This is a genomic window from Kitasatospora sp. NPDC085464 (assembly GCF_044541955.1).
Taxonomy (GTDB): Bacteria; Actinomycetota; Actinomycetes; order Streptomycetales; family Streptomycetaceae; genus Kitasatospora.
This window is the reverse complement of sequence record NZ_JBITTM010000009.1, coordinates 64847-81598: the sequence shown is the minus strand read 5'-3', so window position 1 is coordinate 81598 and position 16752 is coordinate 64847. Positions and strand designations below refer to the sequence as shown.

Annotated in this window: 12 protein-coding genes and 1 riboswitch; of the genes, 3 read left to right on the top strand and 9 right to left on the bottom strand. The window is 72.6% G+C overall.

From position 1 onward, the window contains the following. Window positions 1-206: 206 nt before the first annotated feature. A riboswitch (cobalamin riboswitch) is annotated at window positions 207-341 on the bottom strand. Between the two features lie 195 nt (window positions 342-536). The 3 genes from ACIGG8_RS10115 to ACIGG8_RS10105 all read left to right on the top strand — a co-directional run bounded on the left by ACIGG8_RS10115 (window position 537) and on the right by ACIGG8_RS10105 (window position 4468). Continuing rightward, a complete protein-coding gene (locus ACIGG8_RS10115; protein WP_396546858.1) occupies window positions 537-1232 on the top strand; it encodes a helix-turn-helix domain-containing protein in 696 nt (231 codons plus the stop codon). Window positions 1233-1379: 147 nt separating this feature from the next. Beyond that, a complete protein-coding gene (locus tag ACIGG8_RS10110; RefSeq protein WP_396546856.1) occupies window positions 1380-2504 on the top strand; it encodes an alpha/beta hydrolase family protein in 1125 nt (374 codons plus the stop codon). Window positions 2505-3142: 638 nt separating this feature from the next. Next, the gene (locus ACIGG8_RS10105; RefSeq protein ID WP_350525311.1) at window positions 3143-4468 is read left to right on the top strand and encodes a hypothetical protein; all 1326 of its coding nucleotides are present in this window, start codon (window positions 3143-3145) and stop codon (window positions 4466-4468) included. A gap of 116 nt (window positions 4469-4584) precedes the next feature. Here the strand turns inward: ACIGG8_RS10105 and ACIGG8_RS10100 are convergent, their stop codons facing one another. The 9 genes from ACIGG8_RS10100 to ACIGG8_RS10060 all read right to left on the bottom strand — a co-directional run bounded on the left by ACIGG8_RS10100 (window position 4585) and on the right by ACIGG8_RS10060 (window position 16253). Next, window positions 4585-5463: a phosphatidylcholine/phosphatidylserine synthase gene (locus ACIGG8_RS10100; protein WP_030242067.1), complete on the bottom strand. Its 879-nt coding sequence runs from the start codon at window positions 5461-5463 to the stop codon at window positions 4585-4587. Next, window positions 5450-6142 (bottom strand): phosphatidylserine decarboxylase, encoded by a 693-nt coding sequence (locus ACIGG8_RS10095; RefSeq protein ID WP_350525310.1) that lies wholly within the window; start codon window positions 6140-6142, stop codon window positions 5450-5452. The genes ACIGG8_RS10100 and ACIGG8_RS10095 overlap by 14 nt, the downstream gene beginning before the upstream one ends. 489 nt (window positions 6143-6631) lie before the next feature. Beyond that, window positions 6632-7864: an acyl-CoA dehydrogenase family protein gene (locus tag ACIGG8_RS10090; protein WP_396546853.1), complete on the bottom strand. Its 1233-nt coding sequence runs from the start codon at window positions 7862-7864 to the stop codon at window positions 6632-6634. Window positions 7865-8033: 169 nt separating this feature from the next. Further along, a complete protein-coding gene (locus ACIGG8_RS10085) occupies window positions 8034-8537 on the bottom strand; it encodes a MaoC family dehydratase (protein WP_396546851.1) in 504 nt (167 codons plus the stop codon). Window positions 8538-8548: 11 nt separating this feature from the next. Next, the gene (locus ACIGG8_RS10080) at window positions 8549-9511 is read right to left on the bottom strand and encodes an HpcH/HpaI aldolase/citrate lyase family protein (protein WP_396546849.1); all 963 of its coding nucleotides are present in this window, start codon (window positions 9509-9511) and stop codon (window positions 8549-8551) included. A 42-nt stretch (window positions 9512-9553) separates the two neighbouring features. Continuing rightward, complete coding sequence (locus ACIGG8_RS10075) at window positions 9554-11584, bottom strand: protein meaA (protein WP_396546847.1); 2031 nt, start codon at window positions 11582-11584, stop codon at window positions 9554-9556. Between the two features lie 10 nt (window positions 11585-11594). Then, window positions 11595-12932 carry a crotonyl-CoA carboxylase/reductase gene (ccrA, locus tag ACIGG8_RS10070; RefSeq protein WP_350525305.1) on the bottom strand — a complete coding sequence of 446 codons (1338 nt, stop codon included), beginning with the start codon at window positions 12930-12932 and terminating at the stop codon, window positions 11595-11597. Between the two features lie 379 nt (window positions 12933-13311). After that, window positions 13312-14232: a TetR family transcriptional regulator gene (locus tag ACIGG8_RS10065; protein ID WP_350525304.1), complete on the bottom strand. Its 921-nt coding sequence runs from the start codon at window positions 14230-14232 to the stop codon at window positions 13312-13314. A 245-nt stretch (window positions 14233-14477) separates the two neighbouring features. Beyond that, a complete protein-coding gene (locus ACIGG8_RS10060; RefSeq protein ID WP_396546844.1) occupies window positions 14478-16253 on the bottom strand; it encodes a 3-hydroxyacyl-CoA dehydrogenase family protein in 1776 nt (591 codons plus the stop codon). Between the last annotated feature and the right edge of the window lie 499 nt (window positions 16254-16752).

Sequence of the window (16752 nt, the reverse complement as noted above, 5' to 3'; positions counted from 1 at the left end):
CACGCCGGAAGGCGGCTCATGGAGGGACAGCTCAACGAGAGGGAGTCCAGCGGAAGGCGACTCATCGAGAGGCGGCTCATCGGAAGGCGGCTCGGCGGAAGGCGGCTCGGCGGAAGGCAGCTCGGAGTCCGGCCGGGCGGGGCAGCCTGCATCGCGTGCGTGTCCTCACTCAGGGTCCGCGCCCTGGATCGACGTAGCGGGGGCGAGAGTCTCCTGGCTTCCGGGTCGGACGCACCCCCGGTGCCTTCCAGCGGCTTCTGACGGCCCGCCGTGGCGAGATTTCCGAGCGTGCTCCCCGGTGACAGTGGCGGGACCGCGCCGGACTCGCACCGGCTTCCTCTCCATGCCTCCGATTGGCCCCAGGATCCCATCACGCGGCCGAACCGGGAGTCAACCGAGGTCACGGAGGGGTTGGTCACACGGGACGGCGGCCGATGAGCTGTGGGATCGCCCAGCGCGGCACCGCCCCCGGGCCGGCCGCTTCGTGGGTTCGGTCGCTGGGGTCGCGCCGTGGTCCGCGCCTAGCGTTCGGTGGCATGCGTCGCAGAAAGCCCCTCGCCGCCCCCCCGGTGCCGTTCTCGCCCGCAGCCGCCCGCGCCCACCGGGCCGCCCTCGGCCTCACCCCCGATCAGGTCGCCGAGGGCCTGGCCGCGCACGGCGTACGGCTGCTGCCCGCCCACGTCCTCGCCTGGGAGAGCGGCGAGCTGCGCCCCGGCGAAGCGGAGTTCATCGCCCTCGCCCGCGCCCTCTGGTGCCCCGCCGCCCAGCTGATGGACACCCGTCCGGTCCGGTTGCGCGACCACCGCGTCGCCCGTGAGCTCGGCCAGGCGGCCGTCGCCGAGCGCACCGGCACCACCCTCGACTCCTACCGGCAGGCCGAACTGACCGACCGCTGGGAGGGCGACGAGGAACAGACCCGCGCCCTCGCCGACGTCCTCGGCCTCGGCCTGCCCGAACTCGTCGAGGCCACCGGCCGCGGGGAGGCGCTCGACCACCTCCTCCGCCAGTGCGTCACCGGCCGCTGGCAGCCCCACCTCCGCGCCCTCGCCCGCATCGTCCCCGCCCCCGCCGACACCCTCGCCGACGCCCTCGCCGCCCTCCACCAGGAGCACCACGTCCCCACCCACTGGGGCGCCACCACCCGCACCGCACCGCCCCCGGCCGCCGGATCCCTCACCCCCCGCTTCTGGCACCTCCTCGACACCGCGGGCACCACCGGGCCGACCGCGTAACAAGGGGGAGGCGGCCGGCCTCCGACGGCGGGTGCGGATCCGGAGGCCGTGCCCCGGACGGGTCAGCCCGGTGGCCGCGCGGGCGGGGCCCCGGTGGACTGGTGCACGAACACCGTCCGGTCCGAGACCAACAGAGCGGGGAACGATATGCGCTGGGGAACCGCTGCCGTCGTGGCGGCCGCCGCCGTCGGAACCGGGGCCGTCGTCCTGGTGATCGGCCGTCGGGCTTCCGAGCGGATGGTCCGTCCGGTGACCGCCGGGCGGGAGTCCGGGCGGGAGTCCGGGCCGGTCGTGGTCCGGAGCGTCGGCGCCGGGCGGGTCACCTTCACCCGCAGCCCGGAGAGCCTGCACCCCGGCTGCTGGGCGGTCGAGTGGGGCGACAACGGCCACGCCGTCGTGGAGGACGTCCTGCACAGCGACGAGCAGGGCGTCACCCGTCGGCTGGTCCGCGCCGACCAGGGCACGCTCACCCCCGGCACCGAGGTCCGTTTCACCCCCCGCGTCCACCTCGGCGACCCCACCCGGGCACTCGGCCTCGCCTACACCGACACCTCCGTTGACGGGGAACTCGGTGCGCTCCCCGCCTGGCACCTCGACGGCAAGCGCGGCACCTGGGTGATCCTCGTCCACGGCCCGGAGGCCGACCGTCAGCAGACCCTCCCGGTGCTGCCCGTCCTCGACCGCTTCGGCCTGCCCGTCCTCGCCGTCACCTACCGCGGCGACGAGGGAGCCCCGGCCTCCCCGGACGGGTACAGCCACTTCGGCGAGACCGAGTGGCGGGACGTCGAGGCGGCGGTACGGCTGGCGCTCGACAACGGCGCGAGCCGGGTGATCCTCTACGGCTGGTCGGTCGGCGCCACGGTGGTCCTGCAGACTGCGGCCCGCTCGACCTGGGCCCACGCCATCAGCGGTCTGATCCTCGACTCGCCGGTCCTCGACCTGCCGGGCTCCGCCCGCCGCGACGCCGAACGGCTCGGCTTCCGCGGCGCCGCCGCCGAACTCGGTGTCCTCGCCGCGCGGGGCCGCACCGGGGTCGACCTCGCCGACTTCTCCCGCATCGCCGAGGGCGCCGACCTGCGCGTCCCGACTCTGCTCCTGCACAGTCCGGACGACCGGGTCTCCCCGTTCCACAGCGCCGAGCGGCTCGCCGCCGCCCGCCCCGACGTGGTCAACCTCCAGGCCTTCCCCGGTGCCGACCACGGCGCCCTGTGGAACAGCGCCCCCGACCACTACACCGAGCTCCTCCGCCGCTGGCTCACCCCGCTCCTCTGACCCGGGGCCGGCGCCCCGGCGGCCGGCAGCCGTGGGGCTGCGGGCCGGGCGCCGGGCACGGGGCACGCGGCGCCGGGCCGGGTGGCGCGGGAAGTCGGACCCGTCGACTTCCCGCGCGCCGAGATCGGCCCGATCCGCCGGTCATCCGTCCGGATTCGGGCTGGACAGCTCCGCCGGGCGTCGAGGACCCCGGCGTCGATCGCCGCGATCGCCGCGCAGCCGGGGGCACATCCTGGCCCCTGCTGATCACCCCCGCCCTCACACTCCGTGACCGTTCGAACGGGCGCAGCAACCGCCTCGGCTCACCTGGCATGAGCAGGCCACACGTTTCCGGCCAGGCGGTTTGCCTCTGTTGCCCGATCTTGCGGAGGTGCCGCCGCCGGTCGCCCGGTCGTACGGACAACCGGATGTGACAGAAGGCCGGTACAAGGGGAAGACTGCTCGACGTGACGTCTCGGAACCCGCGCGACCGTGATGCCCCGCTCCCGCCTCCGATCGGTACCGGTGCGACGGTGACCCGTCTCCCCGGTACGGCCCACCGGCCAGCCGGCGGCAGGCCGAGCGGGGCGGGTGTACCCCGCAACGGCGTACCCCGGCGACGAGGGCCCGCGCCGGCGCCCGGTCGGGGCCGGGTTCCCGTGCCGGAGGGCTTCCCGGCACCGGCCGAGCTGGCGCCGCTGGCCCGCCGGATGCTGGTGGACGCCGTCCGGATCGCCCGCTGGGCCGGGGAGCTGGAGGAGGTCGACAAGCGCGGCGAGCTGCTCCCGGAGGACGCCCGTGCGGCCGGCCGGGCGCTGGCCATGACGGTCGGCGCCGCCGCCAAGGCCTGGGGGCAGGCGCTCCTGGTGGGCCTGGTGGAGGCCCGGGACGCGGGAGCCGGCCCCGGCTGGCGCCTGCACGCCTGGGAGCACGACGACGAGGCCGTGGTGCGCGGCTGGTCGGCGCTGTTCGACGCCTGGACCCTGCTCGCCCCGGTGCCGCCCGCCGCGCTGCGCGGGGTGTTCGCCGTGCTGGCCGGACAGGCCGTGGACCAGGCTCCGCAGCTGCTGTCCTTCCTGCACCTGGTGGACGGCCCGGTGCCCGAGAGCGAGCTGCTGGAGCTGCTGCGGCGCGGCCTGGACGAGCGCCGGGTCGGCGGCGGGCCCGGCGGTCCCGGCCTGTCGCCGGTGCCGCACGCGGCCTCCGCGGTGTCCGCGGTCCGCGGCACCTGCCGGGAGCCGCAGATCGACACCCCGGCCGCGCCCTCGGACGTGGCCGCGGTCCTGGACTGGATGCTGGACGGCCTGGCGGCCGTCGGCGCGCTCACCCGCAGGAACGATGCGGCCGAGCTGTCGCCGCTCGGCCACTGGGCGGTGCGGGCGAAGCTGGAGGAGATCTGCACGGTCGCGCAGACGGCGGCCGGGCACATCGAGCAGAGCGCCTTCGAGCTGCTGAACGCCTGCGCGGACTACTCGCCGGGCCCGGCCCGCGCCGAGTACCGCGCCTGGGTCGCGGCCCGTCCGGCGGACCGCGCGGTGGCCGAGCTGCTGGACGCGGCGCAGGGCGACGACGCGCTGGTGCGCGGGCTGGCCTTCGAGGCGCTGCGGGTGGCCGGCGGGCCGGCCGAGCAGGCCGTGCGGGCGGCGGTGGACGAGCCGGTGCTGCGCCCGTACGCGCTGCTGTGGCTGGCGGAGCGCGCGGACGAGGGGGTCTCCCCGGCGGACGTGCTGGGCGCGGACGACGCGGCCTGGCTCTGGGTGGACACGGCGGCCGCGGTGCTCGACCACGGCGAGACGGAACTGCTGGTGGGCCACGTCGAGGGCGCCTCGGCGGGGGACCCGGTGCGGCTGTTCGCGCGGGCCCGGCAGTCCGGGCACCCGCGGGCGGCCTCGGTGCTGACGGCGGTCTCGGGCGTGCACCCGGACCCGGGCGTGGCGCGGGCGGCCCGCCGCTCGGCCTTCAGCGTCCACACCGGCGGCGCGTGACCCCGCGGAGCCCGCGGGCACGCGGAGCCCGCGGACCGCAGAACAGGCGGTGGGCATGCGGAAGGGCCCGGAACCGATCGGTTCCGGGCCCTTCCGCATGCGACGGTCGAGCGGCCTCAGCCGAGCCGCGACTCCGCCCGCCGGGCGCGGACGTCGCCGACCTTCTGCCCCACCTTGCGGCGGATGACCAGCAGCGGCGCCATCGCGGCGAGCGTGATCTGGGCGAACGCGCCGACGTGCATCAGCGCGTCGCCGCCGGGCAGGCCGGTGGCCCAGGCGGCCAGGCAGCCGATGGAGACCACGATCCAGCAGAGCGTGGCGGTGGCGAGCAGCCCCTGCGGCTTCGGGTACTCGATCCGGCTGACCATCAGGTACGCGGCGCCGAAGATGGCGAGCAGACCGGGCAGGAACGGCGGGTCGAGCAGCACGATGGCGATGACCGTCATCGCGCCCATCGGGCAGGGCATGCCCTGGAACACCCCGGGCCGCATCTTGACGGCCGAGAAGCGGGCCAGCCGCAGCACGACCGCGAGCAGCACGGTGATCGCGATGAGCGCCGAGAGCTTGCTGTTGGAGCCCTGGGAGACCATGCCCCAAACCGCGACGAAGTAGGCCGGCGCGATGCCGAAGCTGATCAAGTCCGCCAGGTTGTCCAGTTCCGCTCCGAGGGCGGAGGAGCGCAGCTTGCGCGCCACCAGGCCGTCGAAGAGGTCGCACATCGACCCGATCAGCAGCAGCGTGACCGCCGTGGCGGCGCTGTGCCGGTCCGGAGCGGCGTCCGGGTTGGTGATGTGCGGGACGAGGACCCCGGTGGTGATCGAGTAGATCGCCAGGAAGCCGCAGACGGCGTTCCCCAGGGTCAGGAAGTCGGCGGTGGACAGGTGCTGGGGAGAACGCGGAGCACGCAGCTCGCGGTCGCGCGCCCAGCGGCGGCGGCGCAGGGACGTCTCCTCGTCGTCCAGGCCGACGATTGTCTCAGGATCAGTCACGGTCAAGGCGCGTCACCCCGGCTGTGGTCTTCTGGCCGACCTCGACGCCGACCTCGACGCCGGCCGGCAGGTAGGTGTCGACCCGGGACCCGAACCGGATCAGACCGATCCGGTCGCCCTGCTCGACCTTGGTTCCGGCGGCCACGTACGGCACGATGCGGCGGGCCACGGCCCCCGCGATCTGGACCATCTCGATGTCGCCGAGCTCGGTGTCGAAGTGCCAGACGACCCGCTCGTTCTGGTCGCTGTCCTTGTTGAACGCGGGGACGAAGCCGCCCGCGACGTGCTCGACCGACGTCACCGTGCCCGGCAGGGGCGCGCGGTTGACGTGGACGTTGAGCGGGCTCATGAAGATCGCGACCCGGGTGCGGCCGTCCGGCCAGGCGTCGATGCTCTGCACCACGCCGTCGGCGGGGGAGATCACTCTGCCCGTGCCGACCTCACGCTCGGGGTCGCGGAAGAACCACAGCATGCCCGCGCTGAGCGCGCAGGCGGGTACCGCCGCCAGGGCCCACTTGCCGCTGCGCCGGGTGAGGGCGGTGGTCACGGCGGCCGTGGCGAGGGTGGGGACGAACCAGGGGGTGGCTCCGCGCGCGATGGTCACGCGGGGTCGCCGACCGGACGTCGGGGCTGCGAGGGCATCGCGGTCCGGGACGGAGGTGTGAGGGGACGGGCTGATGGGCATCGAAGACCTTTGTCGCGGGGGATCATGGCCGCTGGACGGGGGCCACCGCGGAATCGGTAATAGAGGGACGGCTTGCTGTCCCGGTGGATGCTATCGGGAGCACACGGTGGGTGGGCAACCCGCCTGCTCGTTCATGTGTCCGGTGGGAGCGCGTGTGCGCGTCCCACCTCTACGACCGTAGCTCGCCCCGGTCCGGTTCCCAAGGGACCGGACGCGGCTGGTGAGACTTGTCTCAGCGGGTGCCCCGATCGAACCACGGCGGGGAAACGGGCGCGGCGGCCGGAAGAAGGTGTGCGGAAGCGGCCGCAGGGCGCGTTGTCGCAGCTGTACGCCCTACGGCCGCTTCCGGAGGGCCGTGCCGGACCCTGGCGGACCAGGCCGGGCCCGTGACGGGGCACGGCGCTCCGCCGGGACGGGCCCGCACGCCCGTCGACCGGCGGTTCGAGGGGGCCGCCCGGCGACGCGGTCGGTCGCCGGACGGCCCGGGGATCACTCGGCGATCCGGTACTCCTCCAGGAGCCGGCGTCCGACGATCATCTTCTGGATCTCCGCAGTACCTTCACCGATGAGCAGCATCGGGGCCTCGCGGTAGAGGCGCTCGATCTCGTACTCCTTGGAGAAGCCGTAGCCGCCGTGGATGCGGAAGGCGTCCTCGACGACCTCCTTGCAGTACTCGGAGGCGAGGTACTTGGCCATGCCGGCTTCGAGGTCGTTGCGCTCGCCGCTGTCCTTCTTGCGGGCGGCCATGACCATCATCTGGTGGGCGGCCTCGACCTTGGTGGCCATCTCGGCGAGCTTGAACTGGATGGCCTGGTGCTCGGCGATCTTCTTGCCGAAGGTGGAGCGCTGCTGGGCGTAGGAGATGCCCAGCTCGAAGGCGCGGCGGGCGACGCCGCAGCCGCGGGCGGCGACGTTGACGCGGCCGACCTCGACGCCGTCCATCATCTGGTAGAAGCCGCGCCCCGGGACGCCGCCGAGGATGCGGTCGGCCGGGATCCGGACGTCCTGCAGCACCAGCTCGGTGGTGTCGACGCCCTTGTAGCCCATCTTCTCGATCTTGCCGGGCACGGTCAGGCCGGGAACCTTGGGGTTCGGGCCGAAACCGGCCTCCTTCTCGATCAGGAAGGTGGTCATGTTCTTGTACGGCGTGTTGCCGCCTTCGTCGGTCTTGCAGAGGACCGCGACGAGGGTGGAGGTGCCGCCGTTGGTGAGCCACATCTTCTGGCCGTTGAGGACGTAGAAGTCTCCCCCGGCCTCCGGCCGGGAGGTGCCCCCAGTGTCCTTGACCGCCTTGGTGGAGATGGCCGAAACGTCGGAGCCGAGGCCGGGCTCGGACATCGAGAAGGCGCCGCGGATTTCGCCGGCGGCCATCTTCGGCAGGAAGTAGTCCTTCTGCTCCTGGGTGCCGTGGGCGTTGATCATGTGCGCCACGATGAAGTGGGTGTTGACGATGCCGGAGACCGACATCCAGCCGCGGGCGATCTCCTCGACCACCAGGGCGTAGGTGAGCAGCGACTCGCCGAGGCCGCCGTACTCCTCGGGGATGGTGAGTCCGAAGAGGCCGAGCTGCTTCATGCCCTCGACGATGGCGGTCGGGTACTCGTCCTTGTGCTCCAGCTCGGTCGCGACCGGAATGATCTCCTTGTCGACGAAATCCCGCACGGTGGCGAGGATGTCCCGCTGGATCTCGGTGAGGCCGTCGGTCTGTGCGAGGCGTCCCATCGTGCGGCTCCGAAATTGTCTGAAGAAGGCGGGGGGGGGGGGATTGCGGGGGCCCTGCCGGCGTGGCTGCGGCAGCAGGGCCCCCGTTACCGGGTGGGGGTCGGCCGATGACGGCGGCCTGCCCCTCCGGGGTCTCCACGGTCTCCTCGGAAGGAGAGGGGGGAGGGGTTCAGGAGAGCGGGGTGGGGCGGCCGGGCTGCTCGCCGCCGCGCGCCTTGGTGTACGTCTCGGTCGGCACCATCACCTTGCGGCGGAAGATGCAGACGACCGTGCCGTCCTGCTTGTACCCCTTGGTCTCGACGTAGACGATGCCGCGGTCGTCCTTGGACTTGGACGGCCACTTGTCGAGCACGGTGGTCTCGCCGTAGACGGTGTCGCCGTGGAAGGTCGGTGCGACGTGGCGCAGCGACTCGATCTCCAGGTTGGCGATCGCCTTGCCGGAGACGTCCGGGACGGACATGCCGAGCAGCAGCGAGTAGATGTAGTTGCCCACCACGACGTTCTTGCCGAAGTCCGTCGTCTTCTCCGCATAGTTGGTGTCCATGTGGAGCGGGTGGTGGTTCATGGTGAGGAGGCAGAAGAGGTGGTCGTCGTACTCGGTGACCGTCTTGCCGGGCCAGTGCTTGTAGACCGCGCCGACCTCGAACTCCTCGTAGGTGCGTCCGAACTGCATGGCTCAGGCCCTCAGCTTTCCGGGATCTCGAACTTGGTGGTGCGCTCCATGCCGGCGGCCCGGCCCTTGCCGGCGATGACCAGGGCCATCTTGCGGCTGGCCTCGTCGATCATCTCGTCGCCGAGCATCGCGGAGCCCTTGGCGCCGCCCGCCTCGGAGGTGCAGTAGTCGTAGGCGTCGAGGATCAGCTCGGCGTGGTCGTAGTCCTCCTGCGAGGGCGAGTAGATCTCGTTCGCGGCGGAGACCTGGTCCGGGTGGAGCACCCACTTGCCGTCGAAGCCGAGGGCGGCGGAGCGGCCGGCGACCTCGCGGTAGCCCTCCTGGTTGCGGATCTGCAGGTACGGGCCGTCGATCGCCTGGAGGTCGTTGGCGCGGGCGGCCATCAGGATGCGCATCAGGATGTAGTGGTAGGCGTCGGCGTTGTAGCCGGGCGGCTGCTCGCCGACGACGAGGGACTTCATGTTGATGGAGGCCATGAAGTCGGCGGGGCCGAAGATGATGGTCTCCAGCCGGGGCGAGGCCTCGGCGATGGCGTCGACGTTGATCAGGCCCTTGGCGTTCTCGATCTGCGCCTCGATGCCGATCTTGCCGACCTCGAAGCCCATGGTCTTCTCGATCTGGGTGAGCAGCAGGTCGAGCGCCTTCACCTGCTCCGCGTCCTGGACCTTCGGCAGCATGATGCAGTCGAGGTTGGGGCCGGCGCCCTCGACCACGGTGATCACGTCGCGGTAGGTCCAGTGGGTGGTCCAGTCGTTGACCCGGACGACCTTGGTCTTGTTGCCCCAGTCGCCGTTGTTCAGCGCGTCGACGATGTTGTGGCGGGCGCTCTCCTTGACCAGGGGGGCGCAGGCGTCCTCCAGGTCGAGGAAGACCTGGTCGGCCGGGAGGCCCTGGGCCTTCTCCAGGAAACGCGGGTTGCTGCCCGGTACGGCGAGGCAGGAGCGGCGCGGGCGCAGGCGGTTGACGTTGGTCATGAGGGTGGTTCGTTCCTTCCCAGTGGTCAGCTGGTCAGCTGGTCAGTTCGTGGCCGGGGCCGGTGCGGGCGTCCACGGCTGGAGCTTGTTGGCCAGCCGGATCTCGTCCACGATCCGGCCGATGATGGTGGTGATGCCGAAGTCCTTCGGGGTGAACACGGCGGCGACGCCGGCGGCCTTGAGGGCCTCGCCGTCCGCTGCCGGGATGATGCCACCCACGATCACCGGGACATCCTGCACCCCGGCGCGGTCCAGGCGCTTCAGGACGTCGGGAACCAGCTCGCAGTGCGCGCCGGAGAGGATCGACAGACCCACGCAGTGGACGTCCTCCGCGACGGCGGCGGAGACGATCTGCTCCGGCGTCAGCCGGATGCCCTGGTAGACCACCTCGAACCCGGCGTCGCGGGCCCGGACGGCGATCTGCTCGGCACCGTTGGAGTGCCCGTCCAGTCCGGGCTTGCCGACCAGCAGGCGCAGCTTGCCGGCGCCCAGCTCCTCGGCGGTCGCGGCGACCGCGGCACGGACCTGCTCCAGCTCCCCGCCGGGCTCGGCGGCGACCGCGACGGGCGCGCCGCCGACGCCGGTGGGGGCGCGGTACTCGCCGAAGACCTCGCGCAGGGCGAAGGACCACTCGCCGGTGGTGACGCCGGCCCGGGCGCAGGCGAGCGTGGCCGGCATCAGGTTGGCCTCGGTGGCGGCGACGGCCTTGAGCTCGGCCAGCGCCGCTCGGGCGGCGGCCTCGTCGCGCTGTCCCCGCCAGGCCTCCAGGGCGGCGAGCACGGACCGCTCGGAGGCCGGGTCGACCACCATGATCGCGGTGTCGAGGTCGGCGGTGAGCGGGCTCGGCTCGGTGGTGTCGAAGCAGTTGACCCCGACGATCTTGTCCTCGCCGGACTCGATCCGGGCCCGGCGGGCCGCGTGTGAGGCGACCAGGTTGGACTTCAGGTAGCCGGACTCGACGGCCGGGATCACCCCGCCCATCTCCAGCACCTTGGCGATCTCCGCCTCCGCGCCGGCCAGCAGCGCGGCGGTCTTGGTCTCGATCACCTCGGAGCCGTTGAAGATGTCGCCGTACTCCAGCAGGTCCGACTCGTACGCCAGCACCTGCTGGATCCGCAGCGACCACTGCTGGTCCCACGGGCGGGGCAGGCCGAGCGCCTCGTTCCAGGCGGGCAGCTGGACGGCCCGGGCGCGGGCGTCCTTGGAGAGGGTGACGGCCAGCATCTCCAGGACGATCCGCTGGACGTTGTTCTCCGGCTGGGCCTCGGTCAGGCCGAGGGAGTTGACCTGGACGCCGTAGCGGAAGCGGCGCTGCTTGGGGTCCGTCACGCCGTAGCGCTCCAGGGTGACCTTCTCCCAGAGCTGGGCGAAGGCGCGCATCTTGCACATCTCCTCGACGAAGCGCACGCCGGCGTTCACGAAGAAGGAGATCCGGGCGACCACGTCGCCCATCCGCTCGGCGGGCACCTGGCCGGAGTCGCGGACGGCGTCGAGCACCGAGATGGCGGTGCACATCGCGTACGCGATCTCCTGGACGGGCGTGGCCCCGGCCTCCTGCAGGTGGTAGCTGCAGATGTTGATCGGGTTCCACTTGGGGATGTTGCCGACGGTGTAGGCGATCATGTCGGTGATCAGCCGCACCGACGGGCCGGGCGGGAAGACGTGCGTCCCGCGCGACAGGTACTCCTTGACGATGTCGTTCTGGGTGGTGCCGGTGAGCTTGGCGATGTCGGCGCCCTGCTCCTCGGCGACCACCTGGTAGAGCGCCAGCAGCCACATCGCGGTGGCGTTGATCGTCATGGAGGTGTTGGTCTGTTCGAGCGGGATGCCGTCGAACAGGGTGCGCATGTCGCCGACGTGCCCGACCGGGACGCCGACCCGGCCCACCTCGCCGCGGGCGAGGATGTGGTCGGAGTCGTAGCCGGTCTGGGTCGGCAGGTCGAAGGCGACGGACAGGCCGGTCTGGCCCTTCGCCAGGTTCCGCCGGTAGAGCGCGTTGGAGTCGCTCGCGGTGGAGTGGCCGGCGTAGGTGCGCATCAGCCAGGGCCGGTCGCGCTTCTGGGGCTCGGTCATCGGGTCCGTCTCACACGTTTCGGAAGCGGTTGATGGCGTCGACGTGCGTGGCGCGGAACTCCTGGTCGCGCACGCCGAGGCCCTCCTCGGGGGCCAGGCAGAGCACGCCGACCTTGCCCTGGTGCTTGTTGTGGTGCACGTCGAGGGCGGCCTGGCCGGTCTCCTCCAGGGAGTAGACCTTGGACAGGGTGGGGTGGATCTTGCCCTTGGCGACCAGGCGGTTGGCCTCGAAGGCCTCGCGGTAGTTCGCGAAGTGCGAGCCGACGATGCGCTTGAGCGACATCCACAGGTAGCGGTTGTCGTACTGGTGCATGTAGCCCGAGGTGGAGGCGCAGGTGACGATGGTGCCGCCCTTGCGGGTGACGTACACCGAGGCGCCGAAGGTCTCGCGGCCCGGGTGCTCGAAGACGATGTCCACGTCCTCGCCGCCGGTGAACTCGCGGATCTTGGAGCCCAGGCGCTTCCACTCGCGCGGGTCCTGGTTGTTCTCGTCCTTCCAGAACCGGTAGCCCTCGGCGGAGCGGTCGATGATCGCCTCGGCGCCCATGGCGCGGCAGATCTCGGCCTTGGCATCGCTGGAGACCACGCAGATCGGGGTGGCGCCGCCGGCCAGCGCGTACTGGGTGGCGTACGAGCCGAGGCCGCCGCTGGCGCCCCAGATCAGCACGTTGTCGCCCTGCTTCATGCCGGCGCCGTTGCGCGAGACCAGCTGGCGGTACGCGGTGGAGTTGACCAGGCCGGGGGAGGCGGCCTCCTCCCAGGTGAGGTGCTTCGGCTTGGGCAGCAGCTGGTTGGTCTTCACCAGGGCGATCTGGGCCAGGCCGCCGAAGTTGGTCTCGAAGCCCCAGATGCGCTGCTCCGGGTCCATCATCGTGTCGTTGTGGCCGTCCGGGGACTCCAGCTCGACCGAGAGGCAGTGCGCGACGACCTCGTCGCCCGGCTTCCAGGAGTTGACGCCGGCACCGGTGCGCAGCACGACGCCCGCGAGGTCGGAACCGAGGACGTGGTACGGCAGGTCGTGGCGCTTGGTGAGCGGCGACAGCCGGCCGTAGCGCTCCAGGAAGCCGAAGGTGGAGACCGGCTCGAAGATCGAGCTCCACACGGTGTTGTAGTTCACCGAGCTGGCCATGACGGCCACCAGGGCCTCGCCGGGGCCCAGTTCGGGCAGCGCGACCTCGTCGAGGTGAAGGGACTTGCGGGGGTCCTTGTCGCGGCTGTCGAGGCCCGCGAACATCTGCTCCTCGTCCTTGTGGAGCGTGACCGCCCGGTAGGACTCGGGGAGCTTGATCGCCGCGAAGTCCGCCGACGTGCTGTCGGTGCTGAGGATCGCGTCGAGGATTTCCTGCATGGCTGCCTCCGAAGGCGTACCTGTGTGAGGGTCACAGGGCGTCTGGGGGAGCCGGGAGCGGACACCGGCTTCGCTGAGATGGGTGGTGGTCGGGTCAGGCTGGGCGCCCGGCGTGGACCGGGCCGTGCTGGCACTGCTCCCGGGGTGTGGGAACACCGGACGACGGCGCGCCGAGGTGGGGAGCCGCGGCGCCGCGACTGGTGAGTAACAAGGTAGTGGCACCCTGTGCCACTCGTAAAGACACCGGGTGTCAGGAATTCCGACCGGCCGAAAAGGGCGGAAACGGCGCGTGACGCGCGTTGCGCGGACAGCCGAAAGGCCCGCGCCGACGAATCGGCGCGGGCCTTTGATATCGCTCTGACCTGCGTAAACGCTGGGCCTATGACTCCCGGGCGCCGCTCAGTGCGGCCCGGATGCTGTCCACCACGACGTCCAGCGGGGCGTCCGTCCGGGCGACTGTGATGAGCACCTCACCTCCGGGGCTGGCACTCAGTGCGCTCTCGGCCACGGTGTCACCGGGGGCCCCACTGGCACCGGGTGCCACCACGGACCCCCGGCGTCTGGCACCCGGGGCGCTGGCGGCCCAGAAGGTCCGCCGGATCACCTCGAAGGAGTGGTCCAGCTGTGCCTCCACGTCCCCCCGCCCGCCGGCCCGCAGCCAGCGCCGCAGCACGTGGTTGTGCGCCGCGACGACCGCCGCCGCCGACACCTCGGCCAGCATCGAGTCGTCCTCGCCGCCGCGCTGCCAGCCGGACGGGATGGACTCGCCGGTGTCGAACCGGCCCAGCAGGTACCGGGTGAACAGCCGCTCGTAGCGCGCCACCACGGCGATCTCCCGCTCGCGCAGCGCCGGGACCTGGCGGATCAGCTGGTACCGCGCGACCGACACCCCCGGGGTGGAGGCGTACATCCGCAGCACCTCCTTGATGCCGCGGCAGACCACGTCCAGCGGGTGCTCCTCCGGCTCGGCGCTCGCCAGCAGGTCGGCCACCCGGACGAGGGTGTCGTCGTGGTCCGGGAAGATCGCCTCCTCCTTCGACCGGAAGTACCGGAAGAAGGTGCGCCGGGCCACGCCGGCGGCGGCCGCGATCTGGTCGACCGTGGTCTCCTCGTAGCCCTGCGAGGCGAACAGCTCCATCGCGGCCGTGGCCAGGTCCTGGCGCATCTGCTGGCGCTGCGCCGCCGCCCGGCGGCTGCCCGGCCCGCCCTCCGGCCCGGTGCCCCCGGTCGAGGGGGCGGTCCGCTCGGTGCCGTGCGAACCGGCGGGGCGCTGCGGGGAGGCTGACTGAACCCGATCCATGTCCGGAACGCTACACGGCCCCGGGGGTGCGGCCGCGGGCCTTCCCCGGCGCACCGGTGCGACCGGGGCGCTCACGGCCGGCCGGGGCCAGCGTGAGGACACCGCCCCGGGGCTCCAGCCGGGGCGCGCGGCGGGCGCGGCCCCGTGCGGCGGCGCGCCGTTGCCGTGCGCCGCGCCGCCGTACGGAGGGGTCCCGGAGGGCGGTCCGGCCTGGTACGGGCCGCCGCCCCCGGGCTGCGGCGTGGTCACCGGCGCGCGTGGTCGCGGAAGCCGCGGCCGGTCTTGCGGCCCAGGCAGCCCGCCGCGACCAGGTGCTCCAGCAGCGGCGCGGCGGCCAGGCCGGGCTCGCGGAACTCCTGGTGCAGCACCTGCTCGATGGTCAGCGAGACGTCCAGGCCGACCACGTCCAGCAGCTCGAACGGGCCCATCGGGTAGCCGCAGCCGAGCTTCATCGCGGTGTCGATGTCGTCCACCGTCGCGTAGTGCTCCTGCAGCATCCGCACCGCGTCGTTCAGGTAGGGGAAGAGCAACGCGTTGACGATGAAGCCGGCCCGGTCGCCGCACTCCACCGGGTGCTTGCGGACCTTGGCGGTCAGTTCCAGCACGGTCGCGGTGACGTCCGGCGCGGTCAGCACGGTGGAGACCACCTCGACCAGCTTCATGGCCGGGGCCGGGTTGAAGAAGTGCATGCCGATCACGTCCTGCGGCCGCGAGGTGGCGGTCGCGCAGCTGATCACCGGCAGCGAGGAGGTGGTGGTGGCGAGCACCGCGCCCGGCTTGACGATCTTGTCCAGGGTGGCGAACAGCTCGCGCTTGATCCCCAGGTCCTCGGCCACCGCCTCGACCACCAGGTCGACGTCGGCCAGCTCGGCGTACTGGCCGACCGGGGTGACCAGCGCCAGCGCGGCGTCCCGCTGCTCGGCGGACATCCGGCCCTTGGCGACCGAGCGCTCCAGGGACCTGGCCAGCTGCGCCTTCGCGCGGTCGGCCTTCTCCTGGCTGCGGGCGGCCAGCAGCACCGGGTGCCCGGCCTTGGCGAACACCTCGGCGATGCCGGTCGCCATGGTGCCCGAGCCGCAGACGCCGACGGTGCGGACCTCGCGGCCCGGCACCTTCGGCAGGGCCGGACCGGTCGCCGCGTCCACGGCCCTGGACGAGCCCGGCGCCTCGTAGGTGTAGAAGCCGCGGCCGGACTTGCGGCCCAGCAGCCCGGCCGAGACCAGCTGGCCGAGGATCGGGGCGGGGGCGTGCAGGCGGTCCCGCGACTGCTCGTACATCGCCTCCAGGACGGTGCGCGCGGTGTCGACGCCGATCAGGTCGAGCAGCGCCAGCGGGCCCATCGGCAGACCGCAGCCGAGCCGCATCGCGGCGTCGATGTCCTCCCGCGAGGCGTACTTGGACTCGTACATCGCGGCGGCCTGGTTCAGGTACGCGAACAGCAGGCCGTTCACCACGAACCCGGCCCGGTCGCCGGCTGCCACCGGCTCCTTGCCGAGGTCGCGGGCGAAGGCGGCGGCGTCCTCGGCGGTCTGCGGGGAGGTCAGCACGGTGCGGACCACCTCGACCAGCTTCATGGTGTGCACCGGGTTGAAGAAGTGCAGGCCCAGCACCCGCTCCGGACGGGCGGTCGCGGCGGCGATCCGGGTCACCGAGAGCGCGGTGGTGCCGGTGGCCAGCACGGTCGTCTCCGGGCAGATCCGGTCCAGCTCGGCGAAGACCTCCCGCTTCAGCTCCAGCTGCTCGGGTACCTCCTCGATCACCAGGTCCGCGCCGGCGGCGGCCGCCAGCTCGTGCCCGACGGAGATCCGGGTCAGCAGCCCGCTGCGCTCCTCGGCGGTGAGCCGCTCCCGGTCGACCGCGTGCGCGGTCGCCTCCTCGATCCGGGCCAGTGCCCGGGCGGCGGAGTCCTCGGTGGCCTCGATGCCGATCACCCGGCGGCCGCTCTTGGCGACGGCCACCGCGACGCCGGCACCCATCGTGCCGAGGCCGACGACGGCGACGGTCGGGAAGGGACGCTCCATCTGTCCTGACTCCTAGTCATGAAGGGCCCGCGCGTGCTCCGGCGGGCACGCCGCCGCGCCCGTACGCCGGGGGCGGCCGCCGCCGGAGGAGGGTTCACGCGCGGGGGCTTGGGGAGATGACGGGGTGCGGCCCACCCGGGCAGCGGCCGGTCCGCTCCGGCCGAACTGCGGGTGTGCCGTGGTACTCAGGCGCTCGAAGGTGAAGGAAGCGGCTCTGATGCGAGGGGAAACCCGGCCGGCCGCGGTTCGCGGCACCGGCCGGTGAAAGCGCACCGCGCGAGCGCCGCAGACACGGCGACCGCAGGCTCCCGCCGGTGCGGCTCCCGAAGCCCGGCGGTGGTGCGTCCGGCCACTGTAGCGAAGCTACTCGCCGGTAGGAAGGGGGCGTGGGCGGAAAACCGTTCGGGCGCGCGGGCCGCTGCCCGCTAGGGTGATCGACGCGGGGGCGGCTCCGCGGCGTGCTTCCTTCTCTCATCTTTCACATGACCGAGTGCGCACT